Annotated in this window: 18 protein-coding genes; 6 read left to right on the top strand and 12 right to left on the bottom strand. The window is 69.3% G+C overall.

From position 1 onward, the window contains the following. Window positions 1-8: 8 nt before the first annotated feature. Genes RS82_RS01570 through RS82_RS01560 form a run of 3 tightly spaced genes read right to left on the bottom strand, consistent with a single transcriptional unit; the run spans window position 9 to window position 3,458 of the window. Window positions 9-1,370, bottom strand: a complete 1,362-nt coding sequence (locus RS82_RS01570) for an aldehyde dehydrogenase family protein (RefSeq protein ID WP_045296456.1) — start codon at window positions 1,368-1,370, stop codon at window positions 9-11. Further along, window positions 1,367-2,116: a gamma-glutamyl-gamma-aminobutyrate hydrolase family protein gene (locus tag RS82_RS01565; RefSeq protein ID WP_045296455.1), complete on the bottom strand. Its 750-nt coding sequence runs from the start codon at window positions 2,114-2,116 to the stop codon at window positions 1,367-1,369. Before RS82_RS01565 ends, RS82_RS01570 begins: the two co-directional genes overlap by 4 nt. Continuing rightward, entirely contained in the window at window positions 2,097-3,458 is a 1,362-nt protein-coding gene (locus tag RS82_RS01560) for a glutamine synthetase family protein (protein ID WP_045296453.1), read from the bottom strand. Before RS82_RS01560 ends, RS82_RS01565 begins: the two co-directional genes overlap by 20 nt. Before the next feature lie 179 nt (window positions 3,459-3,637). Here RS82_RS01560 and RS82_RS01555 point away from each other — a divergent pair, with 179 nt between their 5' ends. Then, window positions 3,638-5,197 (top strand): amino acid permease, encoded by a 1,560-nt coding sequence (locus RS82_RS01555; RefSeq protein ID WP_045296452.1) that lies wholly within the window; start codon window positions 3,638-3,640, stop codon window positions 5,195-5,197. Between the two features lie 1,268 nt (window positions 5,198-6,465). On the opposite strand, the gene RS82_RS01550 is transcribed toward RS82_RS01555, so the two are convergent. From RS82_RS01550 to RS82_RS01540, 3 genes are all read right to left on the bottom strand, one after another. Next, on the bottom strand, window positions 6,466-7,161 hold the full coding sequence (locus RS82_RS01550) for a hypothetical protein (RefSeq protein WP_052676642.1): 696 nt from the start codon (window positions 7,159-7,161) through the stop codon (window positions 6,466-6,468). A 78-nt stretch (window positions 7,162-7,239) separates the two neighbouring features. Continuing rightward, entirely contained in the window at window positions 7,240-7,743 is a 504-nt protein-coding gene (locus RS82_RS01545; RefSeq protein WP_045296450.1) for an amino-acid N-acetyltransferase, read from the bottom strand. A gap of 92 nt (window positions 7,744-7,835) precedes the next feature. Continuing rightward, window positions 7,836-10,361: an ATP-dependent Clp protease ATP-binding subunit gene (locus RS82_RS01540; RefSeq protein ID WP_045296449.1), complete on the bottom strand. Its 2,526-nt coding sequence runs from the start codon at window positions 10,359-10,361 to the stop codon at window positions 7,836-7,838. A 194-nt stretch (window positions 10,362-10,555) separates the two neighbouring features. Between RS82_RS01540 and RS82_RS01535 the strand changes: the two genes are divergently transcribed. Genes RS82_RS01535 through RS82_RS01525 form a run of 3 tightly spaced genes read left to right on the top strand, consistent with a single transcriptional unit; the run spans window position 10,556 to window position 12,266 of the window. After that, on the top strand, window positions 10,556-11,293 hold the full coding sequence (locus tag RS82_RS01535; protein ID WP_045296447.1) for a hypothetical protein: 738 nt from the start codon (window positions 10,556-10,558) through the stop codon (window positions 11,291-11,293). Further along, window positions 11,293-12,039, top strand: coding sequence for a hypothetical protein (locus tag RS82_RS01530; protein WP_045296446.1), 747 nt, complete (start codon window positions 11,293-11,295; stop codon window positions 12,037-12,039). Before RS82_RS01535 ends, RS82_RS01530 begins: the two co-directional genes overlap by 1 nt. Then, window positions 12,036-12,266, top strand: coding sequence for a helix-turn-helix domain-containing protein (locus RS82_RS01525; protein ID WP_045296445.1), 231 nt, complete (start codon window positions 12,036-12,038; stop codon window positions 12,264-12,266). The genes RS82_RS01530 and RS82_RS01525 overlap by 4 nt, the downstream gene beginning before the upstream one ends. 117 nt (window positions 12,267-12,383) lie before the next feature. Here the strand turns inward: RS82_RS01525 and RS82_RS01520 are convergent, their stop codons facing one another. The 4 genes from RS82_RS01520 to RS82_RS01505 form a co-directional block, all read right to left on the bottom strand. Next, on the bottom strand, window positions 12,384-13,139 hold the full coding sequence (locus RS82_RS01520; RefSeq protein ID WP_245619485.1) for an endonuclease domain-containing protein: 756 nt from the start codon (window positions 13,137-13,139) through the stop codon (window positions 12,384-12,386). Between the two features lie 691 nt (window positions 13,140-13,830). Next, window positions 13,831-14,568, bottom strand: coding sequence for a hypothetical protein (locus tag RS82_RS01515; RefSeq protein WP_045296443.1), 738 nt, complete (start codon window positions 14,566-14,568; stop codon window positions 13,831-13,833). A 126-nt stretch (window positions 14,569-14,694) separates the two neighbouring features. Next, window positions 14,695-16,161 carry a cardiolipin synthase gene (gene cls / locus RS82_RS01510; RefSeq protein ID WP_045296477.1) on the bottom strand — a complete coding sequence of 489 codons (1,467 nt, stop codon included), beginning with the start codon at window positions 16,159-16,161 and terminating at the stop codon, window positions 14,695-14,697. Window positions 16,162-16,328: 167 nt separating this feature from the next. Further along, a complete protein-coding gene (locus tag RS82_RS01505; protein ID WP_045296442.1) occupies window positions 16,329-16,523 on the bottom strand; it encodes a hypothetical protein in 195 nt (64 codons plus the stop codon). 119 nt (window positions 16,524-16,642) lie between these two features. Between RS82_RS01505 and RS82_RS01500 the strand changes: the two genes are divergently transcribed. Next, the gene (locus RS82_RS01500; protein ID WP_045296440.1) at window positions 16,643-17,950 is read left to right on the top strand and encodes a DUF4192 family protein; all 1,308 of its coding nucleotides are present in this window, start codon (window positions 16,643-16,645) and stop codon (window positions 17,948-17,950) included. Between the two features lie 29 nt (window positions 17,951-17,979). On the opposite strand, the gene lysS is transcribed toward RS82_RS01500, so the two are convergent. Then, window positions 17,980-19,494, bottom strand: coding sequence for a lysine--tRNA ligase (gene lysS, locus RS82_RS01495; RefSeq protein ID WP_045296439.1), 1,515 nt, complete (start codon window positions 19,492-19,494; stop codon window positions 17,980-17,982). Between the two features lie 149 nt (window positions 19,495-19,643). Between lysS and RS82_RS01490 the strand changes: the two genes are divergently transcribed. After that, entirely contained in the window at window positions 19,644-20,855 is a 1,212-nt protein-coding gene (locus RS82_RS01490; RefSeq protein WP_245619484.1) for an MFS transporter, read from the top strand. A gap of 30 nt (window positions 20,856-20,885) precedes the next feature. On the opposite strand, the gene RS82_RS01485 is transcribed toward RS82_RS01490, so the two are convergent. Further along, a complete protein-coding gene (locus tag RS82_RS01485; protein ID WP_045296437.1) occupies window positions 20,886-21,680 on the bottom strand; it encodes an MBL fold metallo-hydrolase in 795 nt (264 codons plus the stop codon). Window positions 21,681-21,700 lie beyond the last annotated feature (20 nt).

Below are 21,700 nucleotides of genomic sequence, written 5' to 3'. Positions count from 1 at the left end.
GATGCCGATCACGAGGCGTCCGTCGCGAAGAAGACGTTCTTGGTCTCGGTGAAGTGCTCGGCGGCGTCGGGGCCGAGCTCGCGGCCGAGCCCCGACGCCTTCATGCCGCCGAACGGGGTCCAGTACCGCACGGAGGAGTGCGAGTTGACCGACAGCACGCCGCTCTTCACGCCCCGCGAGACGCGCACGGCACGGCCGAGGTTCTCCGTCCAGATCGAGCCGGCGAGACCGTAGATCGTGTCGTTCGCGAGACGGATCGCTCCGGCCTCGTCCTCGAACGGCAGCACCGCGACGACGGGTCCGAAGACCTCCTCGCGCGCGATGCGGTCGGCGGGGTCCGCCAGCACCACCGTGGGCGCGAACCAGAAGCCGTCACCGGACGGCGCCGACCCGCGGAACGCGACGTCCGCACCATCGAGGAACCCTTCGACGGTGAAGCGATGCGAGGCCGAGATCAGCGGGCCCATCTCTGTCGCCTCGTCCGCGGGGTCGCCGACTCGCCAGGCCCGCACCGCGGGCTCGAGCAGCTCGAGGAACCTGTCGTACACCGATCGCTCGACCAGGATGCGGCTGCGGGCGCAGCAGTCCTGCCCGGCATTGTCGAACACCGCACCCGGTGCCGATGCCGCGGCCTTCTCGAGGTCGGCGTCGGCGAACACGATGTTGGCGCTCTTGCCGCCGAGCTCCAGGGTGACGGGCTTGAGCTCGCGCGCACAGCCGGCCGCGACATCCGTCCCCACCGACGTCGATCCGGTGAAGACGACCTTGCGCACGTCCGGGTGGGACACGAACCGCTGCCCGACCACGGAGCCAGACCCCGTCACCACTTCGAAGAGCCCCTCGGGCAATCCGGCGAGAAGCGCGAGCTCCCCCAGCCGGATCGCCGTGAGCGGCGTCAGCTCGGCGGGCTTCAGCACCACGGCGTTGCCCGCGGCGAGCGCCGGAGCGAACCCCCACGATGCGATCGTCATCGGGAAATTCCACGGCACGATGATCCCGACGACGCCGTAGGGCTCGTGGAACGTCACGTCGAGCCCGCCCGCGACCGGGATCTGCTGTCCCGACAGACGCTCGGGCGCGCCGGCGTAGAAGTTCAGCACCTGCGCGACGTGCGACGCCTCCCAGCGCGCCGAGCCGATCGGGTGACCCGAGTTCAGCACCTCCAGCTGCGCCAGCTCCTCCCCGTGCGCCTCGACGACGCGCGCGAACGACCGCAGCGCGTCGGCGCGCGCGACCGGCGGCAGCGAGGCCCACGAACGCTGCGCGACGACGGCGCGCGAGATCGCAGCATCCGTCTCGCCCGCACTCGCGCGGGCGACCTCACGGATCGGCAGCGCGGTCGCCGGGTTGATGACGGTGAACACGCTCATGCGGTCGGCACTCCTCGTGATGCATAGACGGATGCCTCGGCCACGAGACCTGCGAACAGCCGGCGGTCCTCCTGGTTCTGCTCGGGGTGCCACTGCACGCCGAGCACATAGCCCTCGCCGTCGGACTCGAACGCCTGCACGAGCCCGTCGGTGTGGGCGGTCGCGACCAGTCCGGCGCCGAGACGGTCGATGCCCTGGTGGTGGTAGCTATGGACCTCGAGCTCACCGGGACCGACGAGCTCCGCCAGGCGCGACCCCTCGTCGACGATGACGTCGTTCGTCGCGAAGACGCCGCCGCCGACGCGGAACCGCTCGGTGCCGAGCGCCTCGGGCAGATGCTGATGCAGCGTGCCGCCGCGTGCCACGTTCACGAGCTGGAGGCCGCGGCAGATCGCGAGCACCGGGAGCCGACGCTGTTCCGCGCCGCGGAACAGCGCGAGCTCCCACGCGTCGCGGTCCGGGCGCGGCTCGTCGGTGAGCGGATGCCGCTGTGCCCCGTAGAGTTCCGGCTGCACGTCGCGCCCGCCGGTGAGGATCAGTCCGTCGAGTCCATCGAGCACCGCTTCGGCTGCGATCTCGGGGTCCGGCTGCGGCGGCAGCAGCACGGCCACGCCGCCGGACGCCGTCACCGAGTCGAAGTAGACCTGCGGGAGGAACGCCGCACGCACGTCCCATACGCCTTGCTTGGCCTGCTCGAGGTAGGTCGTCAGGCCGATCAGGGGCTTCCTAAAGGCGTTCGAAGCCACGGACCCTCTCCCAGTCGGTCACGGCGGCGTCGTAGGCCTCGACCTCGATGCGCGCCTGGTTCAGGTAGTGGTCGACCATGTCGTCGCCGAACGCCGCACGGGCGATGGCCGACTCGTCGAACAGCTGCGCCGCTTCGCGCAACGTGGTCGGCAGGTGGTCGACGCCGGCCGTGTAGGCATTGCCCTCCAGCCGGTCGGGCAGCGGCAGCTCGTGTTCGATGCCGTGCAGGCCGCCCGCGATGATGGCGGCGATGCCCAAGTACGGGTTGACGTCGCCGCCCGGCACCCGGTTCTCGACCCTGAGCGAGGAACCGTGGCCGACCACGCGCAGCGCGCACGTGCGGTTGTCGACGCCCCACGCGACGCCCGTCGGGGCGAACGAGCCCTTCGCGAACCGCTTGTACGAGTTGATGTTGGGCGCGTAGAGCAGCGTGAACTCGCGGAGCGTCGCCAGGACGCCGGCGATCCAGTGGTCCATGAGCGGGCTGAAGCCGTGCGCGCCGTCGCCGGCCATGACGGGGTCGCCCGCCGCCGAGCGCAACGAGAGGTGGATGTGGCAGCTGTTGCCCTCGCGCTCGTTGAACTTGGCCATGAACGTGATCGACTTGCCGTGATGCCCGGCGATCGCCTTCGCGCCGTTCTTGTAGATCGCGTGCTGGTCGGCGGTCTGCTGCACCTCGGCGAACCGGAACGCGATCTCCTGCTGGCCCAGGTTGCACTCGCCCTTGACGCCCTCGGTGTAGAGGCCGGCCCCGTCCATCGACAGCCGGATGTCGCGCAGCAGCGGCTCGAGGCGGCCCGAGGCGAGCAGGTCGTAGTCGACGTTGTAGTCGGTGGACGGAGTGAGGTCGCGGTAGCCCTTGGCCCAGGCCTCCCGATACGTGTCGTCGAAGACGATGAACTCGAGCTCCGTCCCGGAGAAGGCAACGAGACCTCGGCCGGCGAGCCGCTCGCGCTGGCGGTTCAGGATGTCGCGCGGCGACTGCACCACGGGGTCGCCGTTCTCCCACGTGAGGTCGGCCATCACGAGTGCCGATCCGGGAAGCCACGGGATGCGCCGGAGTGTGGAGACGTCGGGCCGCAGCATCATGTCGCCGTAGCCGGTCTCCCAGCTCGACATCGCGTAGCCGTCGACGGTGTTCATGTCGACGTCGACCGAGAGCAGGTAGTTGCACGCCTCCGCGCCGTGCGGCAGCACCTCCTCCTGGAAGAGCCGCGCCGACACCCGCTTGCCGACGAGCCGGCCCTGCGCGTCGGCGAACGCGACGATGACGGTGTCGATGTCACCCGCGGCGATCCCGGCGTCGAGATCGGAGACGCTGAGTGGGGCCTTGGCCGTCATGAGTCCTCCATTGGTGGGCAGCGCGTCCTTTTCGCCCCTCCAATGCCACCGTATCGGGCCACGCGCGGGACGAAGTTGCTTCTAAAGGTAGACACGAAGTACCTTTCGCGCCATTCTCTTGCCCAGAGGCGATACATCCGCAGAATCGCGCGCGCTTTCCCGAGAGCGAGGAGCCCGTCATGTCAGATTCCCGATCCGTCGGCGGCGTCACCTACACGCAGGCCGGCAGCGAGTACTTCCAGAAACGCCAACTCACCCGGGCCGCCGGATTCTGGGGCCTGTGGGGCCTCGGTGTCGCGGCTGTCGTCTCGGGCGACTTCTCGGGCTGGAACTTCGGCCTCGGAGCCGCCGGCTGGGGCGGGCTGCTGATCGCGACGCTGATCATCATCGTCATGTACTTCGGCATGCTCTTCTCGATCGGGGAGATGTCGGCGGCGCTGCCCCACACCGGCGGCGCCTATTCGTTCGCGCGATCGGCGATGGGCCCCTGGGGCGGATTCATCACGGGGTTCGCCGAGACCATCGAGTACGTCTTCACCACGGGCGTCATCGTGCTCTTCTCCGCCGACTACCTGAACGGGATCTTCTCGATCCTCACCGGCGGGGCGTTCGACCTCAAGGAGGCGGGACTCCAGTGGGTCTGGTGGATCGTCCTCTACGCCGTGTTCATCGCCCTCAACACCGCGGGAGCCGCGATCTCCTTCCGTTTCGCCGTCGTCGTGTCGATCCTGACCATCGGCATCCTCGTGCTCTTCGGCGTGCTCGCGTTCGCGAACGGCGCGGTGGACTTCTCCCGGGTGTGGGACATCGCGCCCGACGAGTCCGTTGCCGGATCGTCGGAGTTCCTGCCGTTCGGCGGTATGGGCATCCTGTTCGCCCTGCCGTTCGCGATGTGGTTCTTCCTCGGGATCGAAGAGCTCCCCCTCGCAGCGGAAGAGGCGCACAACCCTCAGAAGGACATCCCCCGTGCCGGTATCTGGGGCCTGCTGACCCTCATCTTCACCGGCGCCATCGTGCTGTTCCTGAACCCCGCGGTCACCGGCTCGGCCGCGATCGCGGCCAGCGGTGAGCCGCTGCTCGACGGCTTCCGAGCGTTCCTCCCGCCCCAGCTCGCCGCGGTGCTCGCCCTGTTCGCCCTGATCGGCCTCCTCGCTTCGCTGCAGGGCATCATGTTCGCGTACGGACGCAACATGTACTCCCTGTCGCGCGCGGGCTACTACCCCAAGTTCCTGTCGCTCACAGGCAAGCGCCAGACGCCATGGGTGGCTCTCCTGACAGGCGCGATCATCGGCTTCGTCGTGCTGGTCGGAGTCGACCTCATCACCAAGGCCAACGAAGACATCGGCGCCGTCTCGAACGCGATCGTGCTCAACATCGCGGTGTGGGGCGCCGTAATCTCGTACCTGCTGCAGATGGTGTCGTACATCGTGCTCAAGGTGAAGCTGCCCGACGTCGCGCGCCCGTACCGCAGCCCGGTCGGCATCACGGGCGCCGCCATCGCGGGCGTCATCGCACTCGCGACGTTCATCGGCCAGTTCATCAACCCCGGATACACGGCCGCGATCATCGCGATCGGAGTGCTCTACGTCATCGGCCTCGTCATCTTCGCCCTCGTCGGCCGCCACCGCCTCGTGCTCTCTCCTGAGGAGGAGTACGCGCTGTCGGGCGGCCGGCACCGCGATCCGCAGGCGGAGGGCTACGACGCGATGGAGAAAGAGGTCTTCGACAACAAGCCCTAGGTGTTCGGCCAAGACACCTGTGCAGGGGAAGAGGAGCGGGGCGTGGCCGCCTGGGGCGGCCCCGCCCCGATTCACGCGCACTGAAACGACTCAATCGACCGGTGCACGCTCGCGCTCGACACGCCGGATGCCGTGTCCCCCAAAAGGTGGACAAACCCGGCCGTGATGGTTATCGTTGATCCGCCGTCGACGGCTGGGAGACCGAGTCGGTGCACTGGGGAGCTGGGATCTTCTGGGGAATCTGGGGCCACTGAACTTCCGCAGCAAAGCGGTCCCTCGGATGCCATTGCAGGGCGTCCGAGGGACCGCGATTCCGTTTCCGCGCCGACCGCTGGGACAGTCGACCCGGCACTGGGGAGGCCGGGGATCGGTGCTGGGGACACCTTGCGCTGATTCTGCAACGGAATCGCGTTCACTCTAGCCGGTCGGCCCGCGACGGGCCCACGCCCCGCCGACACCGGCATGCGCGACGTGACGCGCCCCGTCGCCGGCGACGCAGCGTGTGGCTACGACGTGCGGCCGACTGCCGCAATCCGCCGTCGCGACGAACACCCGGCGAAGCCCGAAGGCCAGCAATAGCATCGGCGGTCTGCGCGACAACGACGACGCCAGACGAAGACTCCCCAGTCCATTCGAGCTCCCCAGCTCCACGAAGCATTTCGAATCTCCGCGTTCGTCCGTGATCCTACTCCGATCGTGGCCCGGGCGCGGCGGCGCCCTCGCCCGACCGCCCTGATCCGCGTCCGCCGGAAGGTCCGCGCGCCCACCATGCGGAGATGGCTGACGTTGCGCGCGTCTGCGACTGATGGCGAGAGCAACCGGGTCGTGAACGCAACCGCAAGATTCGCGCAAGAAATCTCCGGTTCGGTGTCCCCCATTTGGGGGACAAGGTACCTTGAATGTGGCGTCGTCGTGAGGCGCTGGGGAGGCTGTGGGAGCCTCGCCTCACGACATGCCTACTGGGGAACGGCCGAGTATGCGCGGGCGCTTTCCGAGCAGCCCCCCTCGAGCCCGTCGCCTGCCAGCTACCGAAGCCCGAGGGGGGCCGGGCTATCAACGGCGCGTGCGTTTCCTGCTGGGGACAGGGGAACGCACCGCCCTACTGCGCCCCTCTGGGGATGGGCCGGGCGTGCTGTCGAAGCCACTAGCCACGATGACACACGCGGCACCGGCTGCGCATTTGTTCCAAGCAATGAACGCAAACGTCCGGCGCGCGTTCACGCGTTGCGCAGCGGTATCCGGCGCCGTCGTCGCTTCCCGCGATCGTCTCAGTAGAGCAGGAACTGCTTCGGCTCGGTCGAGGGGATGCCGCCGATCTCGACCGACAGGTGGTACGAGGCGCCGCCGCCGGGAGCCATCGGGCGGTTGCCGTCGGCGCAGGTGCCGACCGCGGAGCGCGTGCGATCCCACGAGAGGGCCGTTGCGCTCGACACCGTCTGCCCGGCGGCGATCAGCACGATCATGTCGCTGGGCTCGCTCTGGCAGTCGGTCGAGCGCCACCAGATATCGTCGCCGCTGGTCACCGTGAACGACTGGGCGCTCGTGCCGACGTTCATCGTGCAGTCGGGACCGTTGTTGGTGAGGGAGATGGTGAACTGCGGCTGCTGGTCGCCCGCGTAGGTGTCGGCGCTGGTGACCGGCTCGACCGTGATCTCGCTCGCGACACACGGCTGTGCGGTGGGGGTGGACCCGGGCGTCGGGGTCTGCCCTTCGACGACAGCCCCCTCGACGGCGCCGGTGTCGGTTCCTCCGGTCGTCGCCTGCGACGACGGCACGGGAAGCGACTCGGCCGTGTTCTTCGCCGGGGGCTTGTCCTCGGATGATGTGGTCGCCGCCCCCGCCCACGGCTGAGCGATGAGCAGCCAGACGACCGCCGCGATGACCAGCAGCCCCACGATCAGCACAAGCCGCCGGCGACGGTAGACCGCCTTGGAGGGGCGACGTCGGGGGGTGGTGCCGGTCATGCTCACCAGGCTAACGGCGGGCGTGGCCTTCTCTCGTCGGCGCGCCCCGGATGCCGCGACCCGGCGGCACCGCGAGCGTCAGAGGCGCTTGATCATCCGGGTATTGCCGAGAGTGTTCGGCTTCACATGCGCGAGGTCGAGGAACTCCGCGACGCCCTCGTCGGGAGAGCGGATGAGCTGCGAGTAGACGTCGGGGTCGACGACCTGCTCGCCGATCTGCTCGAACCCGCGGCGCGTGAAGAACTCGACCTCGAACGTCAGGCAGAACAGGCGCGAAAGGCCGAGCGTACGGGCGTTCGTCTCGAGGCCCTCGACGATCGCGCGGCCCACGCCGTGGTGCAGCCAGCCGTCGGCGACGATCAGGGTGCGGACCTCGCCGAGGTCCTCCCACATGACGTGCAGCGCGCCGCAGCCGATGAGGTCGCCGTTCGCATCCTCGGCGACGAGGAACTGCTGCGTCGCCTCGTAGAGCACCACGAGGTCCTTGCCGAGCAGGATGCGCCGCTGCACGAACGGCTCGAGGAGCGCCTGGATGCGGCGGACGTCGCTCGTGCGCGCCGGCCTGACCGTGAACTCTGCCACCCGTCCAGCGTAAGACCCCCGCTCGCCGACGAACGCACCCACGAACGACGAAGAGCGGATGCCGCAGCATCCGCTCTTCGTTCCGATCAGGTTTACGCGTTCGCAGCGAGATCCGGCGTGGCGGTGATCTCGCCGTTGTGCACGACGCCGACAGCGACCTTGTCGCCGCGCGGTCCGTGCTCGAAGACGAACTCGCCGTTCTGCGCGTCGACCTTCACATGGTCGCCCGCGTCGAGCTCGCCGTGCAGGATCTTCTCCGAAAGACGGTCCTCGACCTCGCGCTGCATCGCGCGACGCAGCGGCCGGGCGCCGAGCGCGGGGTCGAAGCCGATCTCGATCAGCTTGTCCTTCGCGGCATCCGTCAGCTCGATCGTCATGTCGCGGTCGAGCAGCCGCTCGCCGAGGCGCTTGGTGAACAGACCCACGATCTGGCGGAGCTCGTCCTTGTCGAGCTGCGGGAAGACGATGATGTCGTCGACGCGGTTCAGGAACTCGGGCTTGAAGTTGCGCTTCAGCTCCTCGTTGACCTTGCCCTTCATGCGCTCGTAGGTCGTGCCGCTGTTGCCCTCGACCTGGAAGCCCACGGGGCCTCCGGCGATCGCCGACGAACCGAGGTTCGTCGTCATGATGATCACCGTGTTCTTGAAGTCGATGACACGACCCTGACCGTCGGTCAGGCGACCCTCTTCGAGGATCTGCAGGAGCGAGTTGAAGATGTCGGGGTGGGCCTTCTCGATCTCGTCGAAGAGCACCACCGAGAACGGCTTGCGACGCACCTTCTCCGTGAGCTGGCCGCCCTCTTCGAACCCGACGAACCCGGGAGGGGCGCCGAACAGCCGCGAGACGGTGTGCTTCTCGCCGAACTCCGACATGTCGAGAGAGATGAGCGCGTGCTCGTCGTCGAAGAGGAACTCGGCGAGCGCCTTGGCGAGCTCGGTCTTTCCGACGCCCGTGGGGCCGGCGAAGATGAAGGAGCCCGACGGGCGCTTCGGGTCCTTGAGGCCCGCGCGCTGACGGCGGATCGTCTTCGAGAGTGCGGCGATCGCCTCCTCCTGGCCGATGACGCGCTGGTGCAGCGCCTTCTCCATGAAGACGAGACGGCTCGACTCCTCCTCGGTGAGCTTGAACACCGGGATGCCGGTGGCCTGGGCGAGCACCTCGGCGATCAGGCCCTCGTCTACCACTGCGTGGGTGGCGACGTCGCCGGAGCGCCACTGCTTCTCGAGGCGCAGGCGCTCGGCGAGGAGCGACTTCTCCTCGTCGCGCAGCGACGCGGCCTTCTCGAAGTCCTGGTCTTCGGAGGCGCGCTCCTTGTCCTCACGGACCTTGGCGATCTTCTCGTCGAACTCGCGCAGCTCCGGCGGGCTCGACAGGATCGACAGGCGCAGGCGCGCGCCGGCCTCATCGATCAGGTCGATCGCCTTGTCGGGGAGGAACCGATCCGAGATGTAGCGGTCGGCGAGGTTCGCTGCCGCGACGATCGCGCCGTCCGTGATCTGCACCTTGTGGTGCGCCTCGTAGCGGTCGCGCAGCCCCTTCAGGATGTTGATCGCGTGGGGCAGGCTCGGCTCGGCGACCTGGATCGGCTGGAAGCGGCGCTCGAGCGCAGCATCCTTCTCGAAGTGCTTGCGGTACTCGTCGAGCGTGGTCGCGCCGATCGTCTGGAGCTCGCCACGGGCCAAGAGCGGCTTCAGGATCGAGGCGGCGTCGATCGCGCCCTCGGCGGCACCCGCACCCACCAGGGTGTGGATCTCGTCGATGAAGACGATGATGTCGCCGCGCGTGCGGATCTCCTTGGTGACCTTCTTGAGGCGCTCCTCGAAGTCACCGCGGTAGCGGGAGCCGGCGATGAGCGAGCCGAGGTCGAGCGAGTAGAGCTGCTTGTCTTTGAGCGTCTCGGGCACGTCGCCCTTGACGATCGCCTGAGCGAGCCCCTCGACGACAGCGGTCTTGCCGACACCCGGCTCGCCGATCAGGACAGGGTTGTTCTTGGAGCGACGCGACAGGATCTGCATCACGCGCTCGATCTCCTTCTCGCGCCCGATGACCGGGTCGAGCTTGTTGTCGCGCGCGGCCTGCGTGAGGTTGCGGCCGAACTGGTCGAGCACCTGCGAGCCGCCCTGTGTCGTGCCCTGGGTCTGCTCGCCGGCGCCGGAGGCCACGCCCGCGGGCTCCTTGCCCTGGTAGCCCGAGAGCAGCTGGATGACCTGCTGGCGCACCTTGTTGAGGTCGGCCCCGAGCTTGACGAGCACCTGGGCGGCGACGCCCTCGCCCTCGCGGATGAGGCCGAGGAGGATGTGCTCGGTGCCGATGTAGTTGTGGCCCAGCTGCAGCGCCTCGCGCAGGCTCAGCTCGAGCACCTTCTTGGCTCGCGGCGTGAAGGGGATGTGCCCTGTCGGCTGCTGCTGGCCCTGGCCGATGATGTCCTGCACCTGCTCGCGCACGGCGTCGAGCGAGATGCCCAGGCTCTCGAGCGCCTTGGCGGCGACCCCTTCGCCCTCGTGGATGAGACCGAGCAGGATGTGCTCGGTGCCGATGTAGTTGTGGTTCAGCATCTTCGCCTCTTCCTGGGCGAGGACGACCACACGACGGGCACGGTCGGTGAATCTCTCGAACATCGTTCACTCCTCCGGGGCGGTGTGGGTCTGCTGAGCCCATCTCGCCTTACATCGAGGGTAGCCAGCGGCTCGGGAGCGCACGGCCGTGTTCGCCGTGGGCATAGCGCGCGCGAAACGGAACGGATGCCTTGCGCCGCAGCATCCATCGGGCTTATCGTTTTTCGATAACAACGTTTATCGATATGGGGTCAGGCATGGGATGGGGATTCCTCGCACTCTGGGTCGGGTTGCCGATCGTCGTGGCGACGCTCGTGGTGGCGGTGATGGTGCGCAGCAGACGCGGCGACCGCGCCACGGCGCTCTCGCGGGTAGAGGAGTGGGTCGTCGCCCTGGTGGGCACGGGCGCCCTGCTCGTCGCCGGCGGCAGCGCGGTCTTTCTGGTGACGGCGGGGATCCAGGTGTTCACCCGGGAGCCTTCGCGGGTGTCGGGCTTCCCGCTCGGGAACGCGCTGGTGCCTGCGTTCACCGAGAAGTCGAGCGCGATTGTAGACGCCGGCTACGAATCGGCATGGATCGACCTGACAGGTCTCCCCGACGGCACGCGCTGGCTGCTGTACCTCGAACTCGCGCTGCCCTTGCTCGCAACTCTCTCGATCGGCCTCGCAGTGGCGTGGCTCGCCATCGCTCTCCTGCGCGGACGCCCGTTTGTGCGGTCGCTTCCCAACGTCGTCGGCGTGGCCTCGATCGCGGTGCTGGTCGGAGGACTCGGCTCGCAGGTGCTGGCGAGCGCGGCGCGGGCATCGGTCGTCGCCTACCTCGGCGCACGCCACATGACTGCCGGCGACATGGGCGACGGACCGTACGAGGGCTTCATGGGATGGAGTCTGTCGTTGGACCTTGCTCCGGTCGGATGGGCGCTCGGGCTCGCGCTGGTAGCCGCGGCCTTCCAGATCGGCGTGCGCATGCAGAAGGACACGGAGGCTTTGGTCTGATGGGCATCGGGTGGACAGACCTCGGCGGCGCCCTGCTCCTCACCCTCGCAGGGCTCGCGATCCTCGCGGCGATCGTCGGCCTGCTCGTCTGGGACGCGCGGCGACGAAAGAGCCCCAGCGTGATCCTCGAGGTGACCGGCGCGGTCGCCCGCATGTGGCTCGCGCTCACCGTACTCGCGGCCGGGCTCACGATTTGGCGCTGGCTCAGCGCGGTCGACACGTGGGTCGCCGGTGTCCCGGTGGCGCTGGTGTGGCCCGAGACGCTGCCGTGCGAACAGACCGTTCCCGCTGAGCCGACGGCGACCACGGCACTGTGGTGCGCGAATGCCCCGGCGGCCGACCTCACGATCACGGTGCTCAGCGCGGGCGCCAAGGTGATGCTCGCCCTCGGCGAGTTGCTCACGCTCGTGGTGATCGCGATGCCCGCGGTGCTCCTCGTCGTGGTGTGCCGCGAGGCGCTGCGGGGAACACCCTTCGCTCGAATCGCCGGCCGCTGGCTCGTCATCGCAGCCGTCGTCGTGCTGGCGGCCGGCCTCGGCGGCGGACTCGCCGGCGACATCGGCCGTGCGATGGCCGCGGCTGAGGTACTGCCGCCGAGCACGAGTGACGCGGCAGTGACCGCGACGGGCATCTACCGGCTCACGGTGCCGCTCTGGCCGATCGGCGCCGCCGTCGCGCTGTGGGCTCTCGGCGCAGTGTTCCGGCACGGGGCCGCGCTGCAGCGCGACGTCCGGGGGCTCGTGTGACACCCGCCGACGACGACGGCCCCTCCGGGGTGCACTGCCGGCTCGACGAGCTGCTCGAGGAGCGCGGCATGACCCTGACACGGCTGTCGGAACTCGTCGGAGTCTCGGTCGTGAACCTGTCGATCCTCAAGAACGACCGCGCCCGCGCGATCCGCTACTCGACGCTGTCCGCGATCTGCCGGGCGCTGGATTGCGAGGTCGGCGACCTGCTGGTGTGGGCGGATTGAGGATTCTGGCCGCCCACCGCCGCAGCATCCGTCCCCACTCCGCAGTCACGTTTGGTCAGCTCCCGGTGGGGCGACCCGCCCGAAGCGACTGCGGAGCGGCGATGGCGGAGGTCGCCGTCAGCGACGGGAGCGGATTGCCGACCGCACGCGGCGGACGAGGTCCGCCCGACCGTCGAACACGTCGTTCCTCGTGACTCGGATCACGAACCAGCCGGCGCTGGCCAGCGCCTCGTAGCGAGCGATGTCCTTCGCCCATTGCTCGGGATCGCGAAGATGGTGTTCACCCTCGTACTCGATGGCGATCCTCAGCTCGGGGTATGCGAGGTCGACGACTCCGATGAGTCCCCCGATCGAGTCGAATACCGCATGGTTCAGGAGCGGCTCCGGCAGACCCGCGTCGACGATGATCAACCTGCAGCGCGTCTCCATTCGCGACGCCGAACGGGTGCGCACACGAGGAAATGCCGTCCTCAACGCCCTGATGCCCACCCTGCGGCCAGACCGCACCGCCGATTCGAGCTCGGAGAGAGTGCCGAGCGGCTGCGCGTCCCCCGAGAACATCTGCTCGCGGACGACCCCGTCGGCGAGCGCCACGAGGTCGTACTCGTCGCGCACGACCGCCGCCAGCATCACCCAGGTGAATGCGGGACTCGTCAGCGGAAGGCCGTGGCTCGGGTGATCGACGACCGCGACGCTTCGCTGCTTCACCTGGTGGCCGAGAACTCCGTCGTGCCGCGGATGCCGCAGCGGAGCCCGCACCGCGACGTCGAGCATCCGGGGACGACCGAACGCATCGGTCAGGGTGCGAGACGGGAGTGGCAGCCCCCACAACACCGCAGCGGTCACGTGCGAGAAGAACTGATTCGCGGGCATCACCCGCGCGTAGAGGAGGGCACGTTCGCGAATGGCTGCGGTCGCCTCCTCCGCCTTGGACCGCGTTCCCGGCGACGCGGGGACTGCGTCGCACACCACGCGGAGCCCGCGGAAGGGGCTGTCGAGGTCGAGAGCCCGCAGCCTCGACCTCGGGACACCCGCACTCCGCGCCTCCGCGATCGTGAAGACCGTCCCGAGACCGTGTGGAAGCGGCGTTCTGCGCATGCCGCCCGATCCTGACCGCGCGGTCGGTCGCGGTGGAACTGCGTTCCGCGTTCTGTGGACGACGGCACCGTTCACTCCTCCTGGGGAGGAACCAGCGCCTGCCGCTCCGCAGTCAGTATGGGCGGGACTCGAGGCCCAGGACGCGCCGAAAGTGACTGCGGAACGAAGGTGCCCGAACGCCTGGGGACGGAGCCCAGCCCACGGCGGCTCCGCAGTCAGCTAGGGCGGGACAGACGCCGGGAACGCGCCGAAAGTGACTGCCGAACGAAGCTGCGCGAACGCCGGGGTACGCGGCGCCCGGCCACGGCGTTCCGCAGTCAGAAACGGCCGGACTCGAGGCTCGGAACACGCCAAAAGTGACTGCGGAGCGATGACGGGGCGGGCGGGGCGGCGGCGGCAGGCGGGGCGGGCGGACCGGTTGTGGGATTCCGGATGCCGCGGGCCGCGGCATCCGGAATCCCACGCGTCAGTTGGGGTAGATCGGGATGCGGATGTTGTCGAACTCGCCGCCGGTGAGGATGGCGAAGGTGTCGGCGTCTTCGTCCTCGAGGCCGTTCACCGCCGTCACGACACCGCGCGGGGCCATGTCCATGGTGCAGACCTGGTCTGCAGGCGGGGTCACGAAGGTCACCGTGACCTCGGTCGCGCTCGTCGGCTCGGTGTTCTCGATCGTGGGAGCGCACGAGGACGAACCCCACGACAGGATCACGAACTGGCCGTCGACGTCCGTCCAGCCGGCGCTCGGCAGGTAGTCGGTCTCACCGCCTGTCTTCAGGCCTTCGACGCCCTCGAGGTCGGTGTCGCCGTGCCAGCCGTCGCCGGTCACCTCGATCTCGACGCCCTTCGCCGGGTCGACACCGTCGGGGGTGCCCACGAGCGTCACGCGCGGGACGAGGTCGGCGGTGCACGCCTCGTCGCCCTCGGCGTCGACCAGGGTGACCTTCATCACGCCGTTCTCGTAGGTCGCCTCCTCGGCGACCGGGATGCACGTCGAGCTGCCCTGGGTGACGATGCCGACCATGCGACCGCCGTCGAGCCAGGCCGCGCCGACCTCCTGCTCGTTGCTGCTGTCGTCGTCCTTGCCGGTCGCGGCCGGCGTCGGGGTGGTGCCGCCGCCGGCGGGCGTCGCGCAGGCCGTCAGGAGTCCTGCGGTGAGCAGCGCCAGGCCGAGACCGGCGAGCAGTGAACGGGAGCGAGTGGGCATGCGAGGCCTCCTGGAGTTCTGCGGACGCCATCCCCCGCAGCATCCGTCACCCATATCGTGTCGCAAAACGCCCCGGAATCTCAGCAGTCCGGTCACGTCAAGGTCACGATCCGCCGGGAGAACCCCCTACTGCAGGGCCGAGGTGAGCCTCGCGAGATTGTCGAGCACCGTCGAGCGCAGCGGCTGCTTCTCCCACTCCTCGAGCGTGAGCTCCCGTGAGAGCGAGCGGTACATGTCCTCCACGATGCGCATCTGGCGCACGAACTCCTCGCCGCGCACGAGCATCGAGATCTCCATGTTGAGACCGAACGAGCGCATGTCCATGTTGCTCGAGCCGACGATGGCGACCTCGTCGTCGATGGTGAGGCTCTTCGTGTGCAGGATGAACGGCTTCTTGTACATCCAGATCTTCACGCCCGCGCGCAGCAGCGCCTCGTAGTAGCTGCGCTGCGCGTGGTAGACGATCGCCTGGTCGCCCTCCTCCGACACGAAGAGCTCGACATGGATGCCGCGTTGACACGCAGTCGTGATCGCCAGCAGCATCGCCTCGTCAGGCACGAAATACGGGCTCACCACGATGATCCTGCGCTGCGCCGCGTAGAGCAGCCCGGCGAAGAGCTTGAGGTTGTTCTGGAATTCGAAGCCCGGTCCGGAGGGGATGATCTGGCAGTCGAGATCGCCCGGCCCGCTGGTCACGTCGAACAGGTCGATCTGGTCGGTGAGCACCTCGTCGGTCTCGCTGTACCAGTCGCTCAGGAAGACGGCATTGACGGATGCCACGACCGGGCCTTGGATGCGCGCCATGAGGTCGACCCAGTGCAGGCCCCGCTTGATGTTCTTGCGCAGGTTGTACGTCGAGTCGGTGACGTTCTGCGAGCCGGTGAACGCGACGCGTCCGTCGACGACGAGGAGCTTGCGGTGGTTGCGCAGATCGGGTCGCTGATACTTGCCGCGCAGCGGCTGCACCGGGAGCATGAGGTGCCACTGCGCGCCCATCGCGGTCAGGCGCTTGAGGGTGCGCTTGTAGAACGGCTTGCCGCGGTTCGCCCAGTGGTCCAGCAGTACGCGCACGGTCACGCCGCGCGCCGCCACCTCTTCGAGCGCGCGGAAGAAGTTGTCGGTCGCCGCGTCCGCCTGCAGGATGTAGAACTCGACGTGGACGAACCGCTCGGCTTCGCGAATGGCGTCCGCCATCGCGTCGAGGCTCTCCTGGTAGTCGGGGATCAGGTGCGCGGCGTTGTCGCCGGCGAGGGGCATCGCGCCGAGATTGCGGTTGAGCGTCACGAGCGACGTGAACCAGCCCGGGGCGTGGGGGCGCAACGTGCCGAAGTCCAGCGACGCACTCGTGTCGTGGATGTAGTCGTTGATGCGCTCCTGCTTGCGGCGGCGCTTGCGCGGAAGCCGCGGGTTGCCGATCAGCAGGAACAGGAACACGCCGATGATCGGGATGAAGTAGATCGCCAGCAGCCACGCCATCGCCGCGGTCGGGCGGCGGTTGCGCGGCACCACGATGATCGCAGTGACGCGGATGACGATGTCGACGATGAAGACGAGCACCACCCACCACGTCGCGTCGAACGTGATGGTGATCATCGAGCGGAGCCTCTCACCGGCGTCGGGCGGACCCGCGTGATCGGACACGCCGACCAAGCGGTGTGCCCACACTATCGGGGGCGGCGGACGCGGCCGCGCATCCGGGCGGAGTCGCGAGGTGCCGCGCGGGGGGACCGGCGGGGATCAGCCCGCGGCGTCGATGGCGGTCAGGCGTCGGTGGAGGCGGTGCCGGGAGCCACCGGCGGCAGCCCGCGCCTGGCACGCTCTTCGGCCTCGATCTTCGCGTAGACACGACGCTCGGTGCGGTCGGCGCGGACGATGCTGCGCAGCACGAAGAAGAAGATCAGCGACACGAGGACGGTCGGCAGGAGCGTCCAGAGCGCCGCGACCCAGTAATCCATGTCTCCAAGGATACGCCGTGCCGGTATCGCCTCCTCCCCAGGGGCACCTCTGCGGGCGCCGCAGGCCGAGCACCTGTGGAAACCGGGACGCAGGCATCGGGCGTGGCGACACTCGGGCCATGACCCCCACCGTCGTGAAAGCCGCGGATGCCGCGCAGTTCCTCTCCTTCGTCCCCCGCATGCTCGGCTACCGCCCGACGCAGAGCCTCGTGGTGATCCCGTTCCAGGGAGCCCGCAGCCTCGGCGCGATGCGGTTCGACCTCCCCGACGGCGATGACGACGCCGTCGACCGGATCGCCGCCACCGTCACCGGCATGGTCTGCCGGCTCCCCGAAGCGGATGCCGTCGCCGCGATCGCCTACACCGGAGCACGATTCCAGGACGAGGAACGGATGCCGCATCGCGACCTCCTCGCCGCTCTCGAGCGCCGTGCGGATGCGTGCGGCCTACGCGTCACCGATCTGCTGTGCGTCGCCGGCGACGGGTGGGGTTCGTTCCTCGACGCGGAGTGTCCCGCGACCGGGAGGCCGCTCGGCGACCTGGAGTGGATCGGTGCTGGAGACATCCCGGAGCCCGACGGCGATCAGTCGACAGGCGCGGACCTGCCCGCATGCTCGGCCGAGGAGCGGGAGCGGGTCGCGAAGGCGATGACGGCGCTCGACACGGCGGTGGCGGTGCTGTGCGGACCGCAGGCGGACGGCGGTACTGCGGCGCGCACCGCGCGATCGGCTCGCACCGCGTGCGACGACGCGGTGACGGGCTCCGCCCGCGGGGCGGAGGTCGCGACGAGCGCTGCGCGGCCGAACGCGCGCATGAGCGACCTCGGCCCCGTTCCCGCACCGGTGCCGGGCGCGGTGGAGGCGGAGGCATCCGTCACCGACGAGGCGGCACGGGTCGACCCGCAGGCGCTCGCGGCAGTCTGCCGGTTCGACGATCTGCCCGGCTTCTTCGAGGACGCCCTCGCACGCCCGCTCGATGCGGCGGACGCGTACGACGTCGCCGCGCTCGTGTGGTGCCTCGCACGCCCGTCGCTGCGGGATGTCGCGCTCGTGCAATGGAGCGGCAATCTCGCACAGGGCGACGAGGCGTTCGATGCACAGCTGCGGTGGGAGTCGGGTGAGGAGTATCCGGCGCACCTCGCGATGCGCATGTGGGGAGAGGGCGATCGGCCGCAGGTGTCTCGGCTCGAGACCGCTCTGCAGCTGTCACGGCGGGCCGCCGCGGTGGCGCCTCGCGACGCACAGCCCGGTCCGCTCGCGATGTGCGCGTGGCTGTCGTGGGCTCTCGGCCGCTCGACCCATGCGGCGGCGTACGCGGAGCGCGCGTGCGAGATCGAGCCCGAGCACGGACTGTCGCAGATCGTGCTGTCGTTCGTGAACGCCGGGCACCTCCCGGACTGGGCGTTCCACCGCGCGAGCGCCCGGTGATCCGCGTACCGAAGGATCCCGCCCGCGGACTACTTGACGAGCGGGAAGAGAATGGTCTCGCGGATGCCGAGCCCGGTCACCGCCATGAGCAGTCTGTCGATGCCCATGCCCATGCCGCCGGTCGGCGGCATGCCGTGCTCGAGCGCGCGCAGGAATTCCTCGTCGATCCGCATCGCCTCGAGGTCGCCCTTGGCAGCGAGCTTGGCCTGCTCCACGAAGCGCTCCCGCTGGATGACCGGGTCGATGAGCTCGGAGTAGCCGGTCGCGAGCTCGAAGCCGCGCACATACAGGTCCCACTTCTCCACGACGCCGGCGATCGAGCGGTGCTCGCGCACGAGCGGGCTCGTGTCGACCGGGAAGTCCATGACGAAGGTCGGGCGCACGAGGCCCGGCTTCACGAAGTGCTCCCACAGCTCCTCGACGAGCTTGCCGTGGATCGCGTGCGGCGGCAGGTCGACGCCCTCGGCCTCGGCGAGCGCGACCAGGTCCTCGAACGGCGTCTCGGGCGTGATCGAGCGGCCCGCCGCCTCCGACAGCGACCCGTACATCGACAGGCGATCCCACTGGCCGCCCAGGTCGTACTCGGTGCCGTCGGCCCATGTCACGGTGGTCGAGCCCGAGATCGCGACGGCGGCGTTCTGGATCAGCTCCTGCGTGAGGTCGGCGATGCCGTTGTAGTCGCTGTACGCCTGGTAGGCCTCGAGCATCGCGAACTCGGGGCTGTGGGTCGAGTCGGCGCCCTCGTTGCGGAAGTTGCGGTTGATCTCGAAGACACGGTCGATGCCACCGACCACAGCGCGCTTGAGGAACAGCTCGGGCGCGATGCGCAGGTACAGGTCGGTATCGAACGCGTTGGAGTGCGTGATGAACGGGCGTGCCGATGCCCCACCGTGCTGCACCTGCAGCATCGGGGTCTCGACCTCGACGAATTCGTGAGACGCGAAGGTCTGCCGCAGGCTCGCGTTGACCTTCGCGCGCGCGAGGACCGTGTCGCGCGCGCGGTCGCGCACGATGAGGTCGAGGAAGCGGCTGCGGACGCGACTCTCCTCGCTGAGCTCGGAGTGCAGGTTCGGCAGCGGAAGCACGGCCTTCGACGCGATGCGCCAGTCCGACACCATGATCGACAGCTCGCCGCGGCGGCTCGAGATGACCTCACCCGAGACGAAGACGTGGTCTCCGAGGTCGACGAGCTCCTTCCAGGCCTGCAGCGACTCGTCACCGACGGCCGCGAGCGACACCATCGCCTGGATGCGGCTGCCATCGCCGGCCTGCAGCGAGGCGAAGCAGAGCTTTCCGGTGTTGCGGCTGAAGACGATGCGACCGGCGACCGCGGCGGTGACGCCGGTCTCGGCGCCCGCCTCGAGGTCGGCGAACCGATCGCGCAGGGCCGGGATCGTGTCGGTGATCGGCAGGCTGACCGGATACGCCCCGCCCGCGGCATCCGTGCGCTCCGCGATCAGCCGCTCGCGCTTTGCCAGCCGCACGGCCTTCTGCTCGAAGACTTCTTCTTCGGTCGGCTCGTCTGGCGCGGTCGCGTCGGTCACGGGGTGGGCTCCTCGGTGGGGTGTTCTCCGCAGAACGCGGACCCCCAAGTCTACCGAGGTGCTCAAGGGCGCGAGTAAGGTCGGGGACGGCCCTTGGAACGCCCACCTCGACACGATCGGACGACGCGATGTCGCAAGCTCGTCGCACGATGTCGGATCTCACCGGGTTCTGGGTCGTCGCGGCCGCGTTCACGAGCGTCACCGCCTACGCCACGGTCCCGACGCCGCTGTACCCCCTGTACCAGGCGGCCGACGACTTCCCCGTTCCGGTCGTGACTTTCATCTTCGCCGCGTTCGCGGTGGGGGTCGTCTTCAGCCTGTTCCTGATCGGGCACATCAGCGACTGGGCGGGACGACGCCGGATGGCGGTGATCGCGATCCTCGTCTCGGCGCTCGCGGCGGTCGTCTTCATCGTGTGGAACACGGTCCCTGGCCTCATCGTCGCGCGATTCGTCGACGGGGTCAGCGTCGGCGTACTCAGCGCTGCGGCGACCGCCCACCTCGCCGAACTGCGCGCGAGGGCGCGCCCCGCGGAGACCGCGGTCGTCGCGGCGTCGGTGGCCGGAGCCGCGAACCTCGGCGGCCTGGCGCTCGGACCACTCGTCGGCGGCACGTTCGCCGAGTTCGCTCCCGACCCCCTCGAGCTGCCCCACATCGTCTTCCTGGTGCTCTTCGTCGTCGCAGCGCTCGTTCTGCGCCACGTGCCCGAGACGGTCGACACGTCGGCGCGGCATCCGGCCTATCGACCGCAGCGGCTGGCACTCCCCGCCGCGTCCGGCACGACCTTCACCGCGGCGGGCACCGGCGCGGCCGCCTCGTTCGCGCTGTTCGCGCTGTTCACGTCGCTGGCGCCGACATTCCTCCACGACACGTTCCGCGTGTCCGATCACCTCGTGGACGGTGCCGCCGTCTTCGCCGTCTTCGGCGCCGCGGCGCTCGCGCAGGTGCTTCTGGTCCACGTCGCCCAGCGGACGCAGCTCCTCATCGCGATCCTGTGTTTCGTGGTCGGACTCGTGTCCATCGCCGCGGGCGCGCTGATCCCCACCCTCGCCCTCTTCATCCTGGGCGGCGTCGTCGCCGGATCCGGCGCCGGCATCATGTTCCGCTCGGCGATCGCCGCGGCCGGCGCGCTCTCGGCGCCCGACCGCCGGGGCGAGACTCTCGCGCTCCTCTTCCTCATCGCCTACGGAGGCCTCGTCGCACCGGTGCTCCTCGTGGGGCTGAGCCTTCCCTTCGTGGCCGAGACGACCGTGCTTCTCGTCTTCTCCGCCGTCGTGCTCCTCGCGACGCTCGGCTCCGGGGTTGCGATGCGCCGTCACTCGCTCCCGGCACGCACGCGGCCGGACGACCGGGCACGTTGATCCCCGGCGGCTGCCCGGACGCGGATCGCGTCAGGGCAGGTCGACCGGCACGCCGAGCGGCGCCCAGCGGACTCGCTCCCGCACCGCCCCCGGGGCGGCGTCGAAGACCGCCGCGGCGGCGTCCTCCTGCTGGGAGAAGTGACTCCATCCCTCGACGTGGATCGGTATGGCCACGCCAGGCTGGGCAAGTTCGATGAGCTCGACCGCGTCATCGGCGTCCATCGTGTACGAGAGCGGCCCCGTGAGGGGGAACTTCACGGCCCCGATGTGCACGAGTGCCACCTCGGGCCGCAGCCCGGTCGCCGCACGCCGCAGGCCTCCGTACATCACGGTGTCGCCGGTCACCCACAGGCCGGGACGGGCGGCACCCCCGAGCGAGAGGGCGAAACCCACGACGGACCCGACGATCGGCCTGGTGAGCGCAGCGCCGTGCCGGCATGGGGTCGCCGTGACGACGAGGTCGCGCTTGCCCTCGGCGGTGAGGGTGACGGCATCTCCGGCAGCCAGGCCTCGGGCGTCGGGGTGCGCGCCGTCGGACGTCAGCGCCTTGGCGCCCGCGACCGTGGTCAGCACCGTCCGCGCTGCCGACAGCCCCGCCCTGCCCGCGTCGTCGAGGTTGTCGGCGTGGTGATGATGGCTCAGCAGCACGACGTCGAGCGGGCCGATCTCCTCGAGCGAGATCGCGGGACCGGTGGTCTTGCGTGACGACGTGCCCAGCGCGAAGAAGTACGTGCGCCCTGGCGGGTCGAACGTGGGATCGGTGAGGATCCGCCAGTCCTCCCACTCGACGAGGGCGGTCGGACCGCCGATCCGTGTGACGCGCATGTCGCCTCCCAGCCCTCGTA

Origin of the sequence: Microbacterium trichothecenolyticum (assembly GCF_000956465.1) — a bacterium.
Taxonomy (GTDB): Bacteria; Actinomycetota; Actinomycetes; order Actinomycetales; family Microbacteriaceae; genus Microbacterium; species Microbacterium trichothecenolyticum.
This window is presented reverse-complemented; position numbering and strand designations above follow the sequence as displayed.

What these genes read in the sequence shown, in the direction of transcription:
- RS82_RS01550 (WP_052676642.1), bottom strand. Translation starts at nt 7,161, where the DNA reads ATGACCGGCACCACCCCCCGACGTCGCCCCTCCAAGGCGGTCTACCGT.
- cls (WP_045296477.1), bottom strand. Translation starts at nt 16,161, where the DNA reads ATGATCACCATCACGTTCGACGCGACGTGGTGGGTGGTGCTCGTCTTC.
- RS82_RS01570 (WP_045296456.1), bottom strand. Translation starts at nt 1,370, where the DNA reads ATGAGCGTGTTCACCGTCATCAACCCGGCGACCGCGCTGCCGATCCGT.
- RS82_RS01560 (WP_045296453.1), bottom strand. Translation starts at nt 3,458, where the DNA reads ATGACGGCCAAGGCCCCACTCAGCGTCTCCGATCTCGACGCCGGGATC.
- RS82_RS01505 (WP_045296442.1), bottom strand. Translation starts at nt 16,523, where the DNA reads ATGGATTACTGGGTCGCGGCGCTCTGGACGCTCCTGCCGACCGTCCTC.
- RS82_RS01520 (WP_245619485.1), bottom strand. Translation starts at nt 13,139, where the DNA reads ATGCCCGCGAATCAGTTCTTCTCGCACGTGACCGCTGCGGTGTTGTGG.
- RS82_RS01530 (WP_045296446.1), top strand. Translation starts at nt 11,293, where the DNA reads ATGGGCATCGGGTGGACAGACCTCGGCGGCGCCCTGCTCCTCACCCTC.
- RS82_RS01485 (WP_045296437.1), bottom strand. Translation starts at nt 21,680, where the DNA reads ATGCGCGTCACACGGATCGGCGGTCCGACCGCCCTCGTCGAGTGGGAG.
- RS82_RS01555 (WP_045296452.1), top strand. Translation starts at nt 3,638, where the DNA reads ATGTCAGATTCCCGATCCGTCGGCGGCGTCACCTACACGCAGGCCGGC.
- RS82_RS01490 (WP_245619484.1), top strand. Translation starts at nt 19,644, where the DNA reads ATGTCGGATCTCACCGGGTTCTGGGTCGTCGCGGCCGCGTTCACGAGC.
- RS82_RS01515 (WP_045296443.1), bottom strand. Translation starts at nt 14,568, where the DNA reads ATGCCCACTCGCTCCCGTTCACTGCTCGCCGGTCTCGGCCTGGCGCTG.
- RS82_RS01540 (WP_045296449.1), bottom strand. Translation starts at nt 10,361, where the DNA reads ATGTTCGAGAGATTCACCGACCGTGCCCGTCGTGTGGTCGTCCTCGCC.
- RS82_RS01500 (WP_045296440.1), top strand. Translation starts at nt 16,643, where the DNA reads ATGACCCCCACCGTCGTGAAAGCCGCGGATGCCGCGCAGTTCCTCTCC.
- RS82_RS01535 (WP_045296447.1), top strand. Translation starts at nt 10,556, where the DNA reads ATGGGATGGGGATTCCTCGCACTCTGGGTCGGGTTGCCGATCGTCGTG.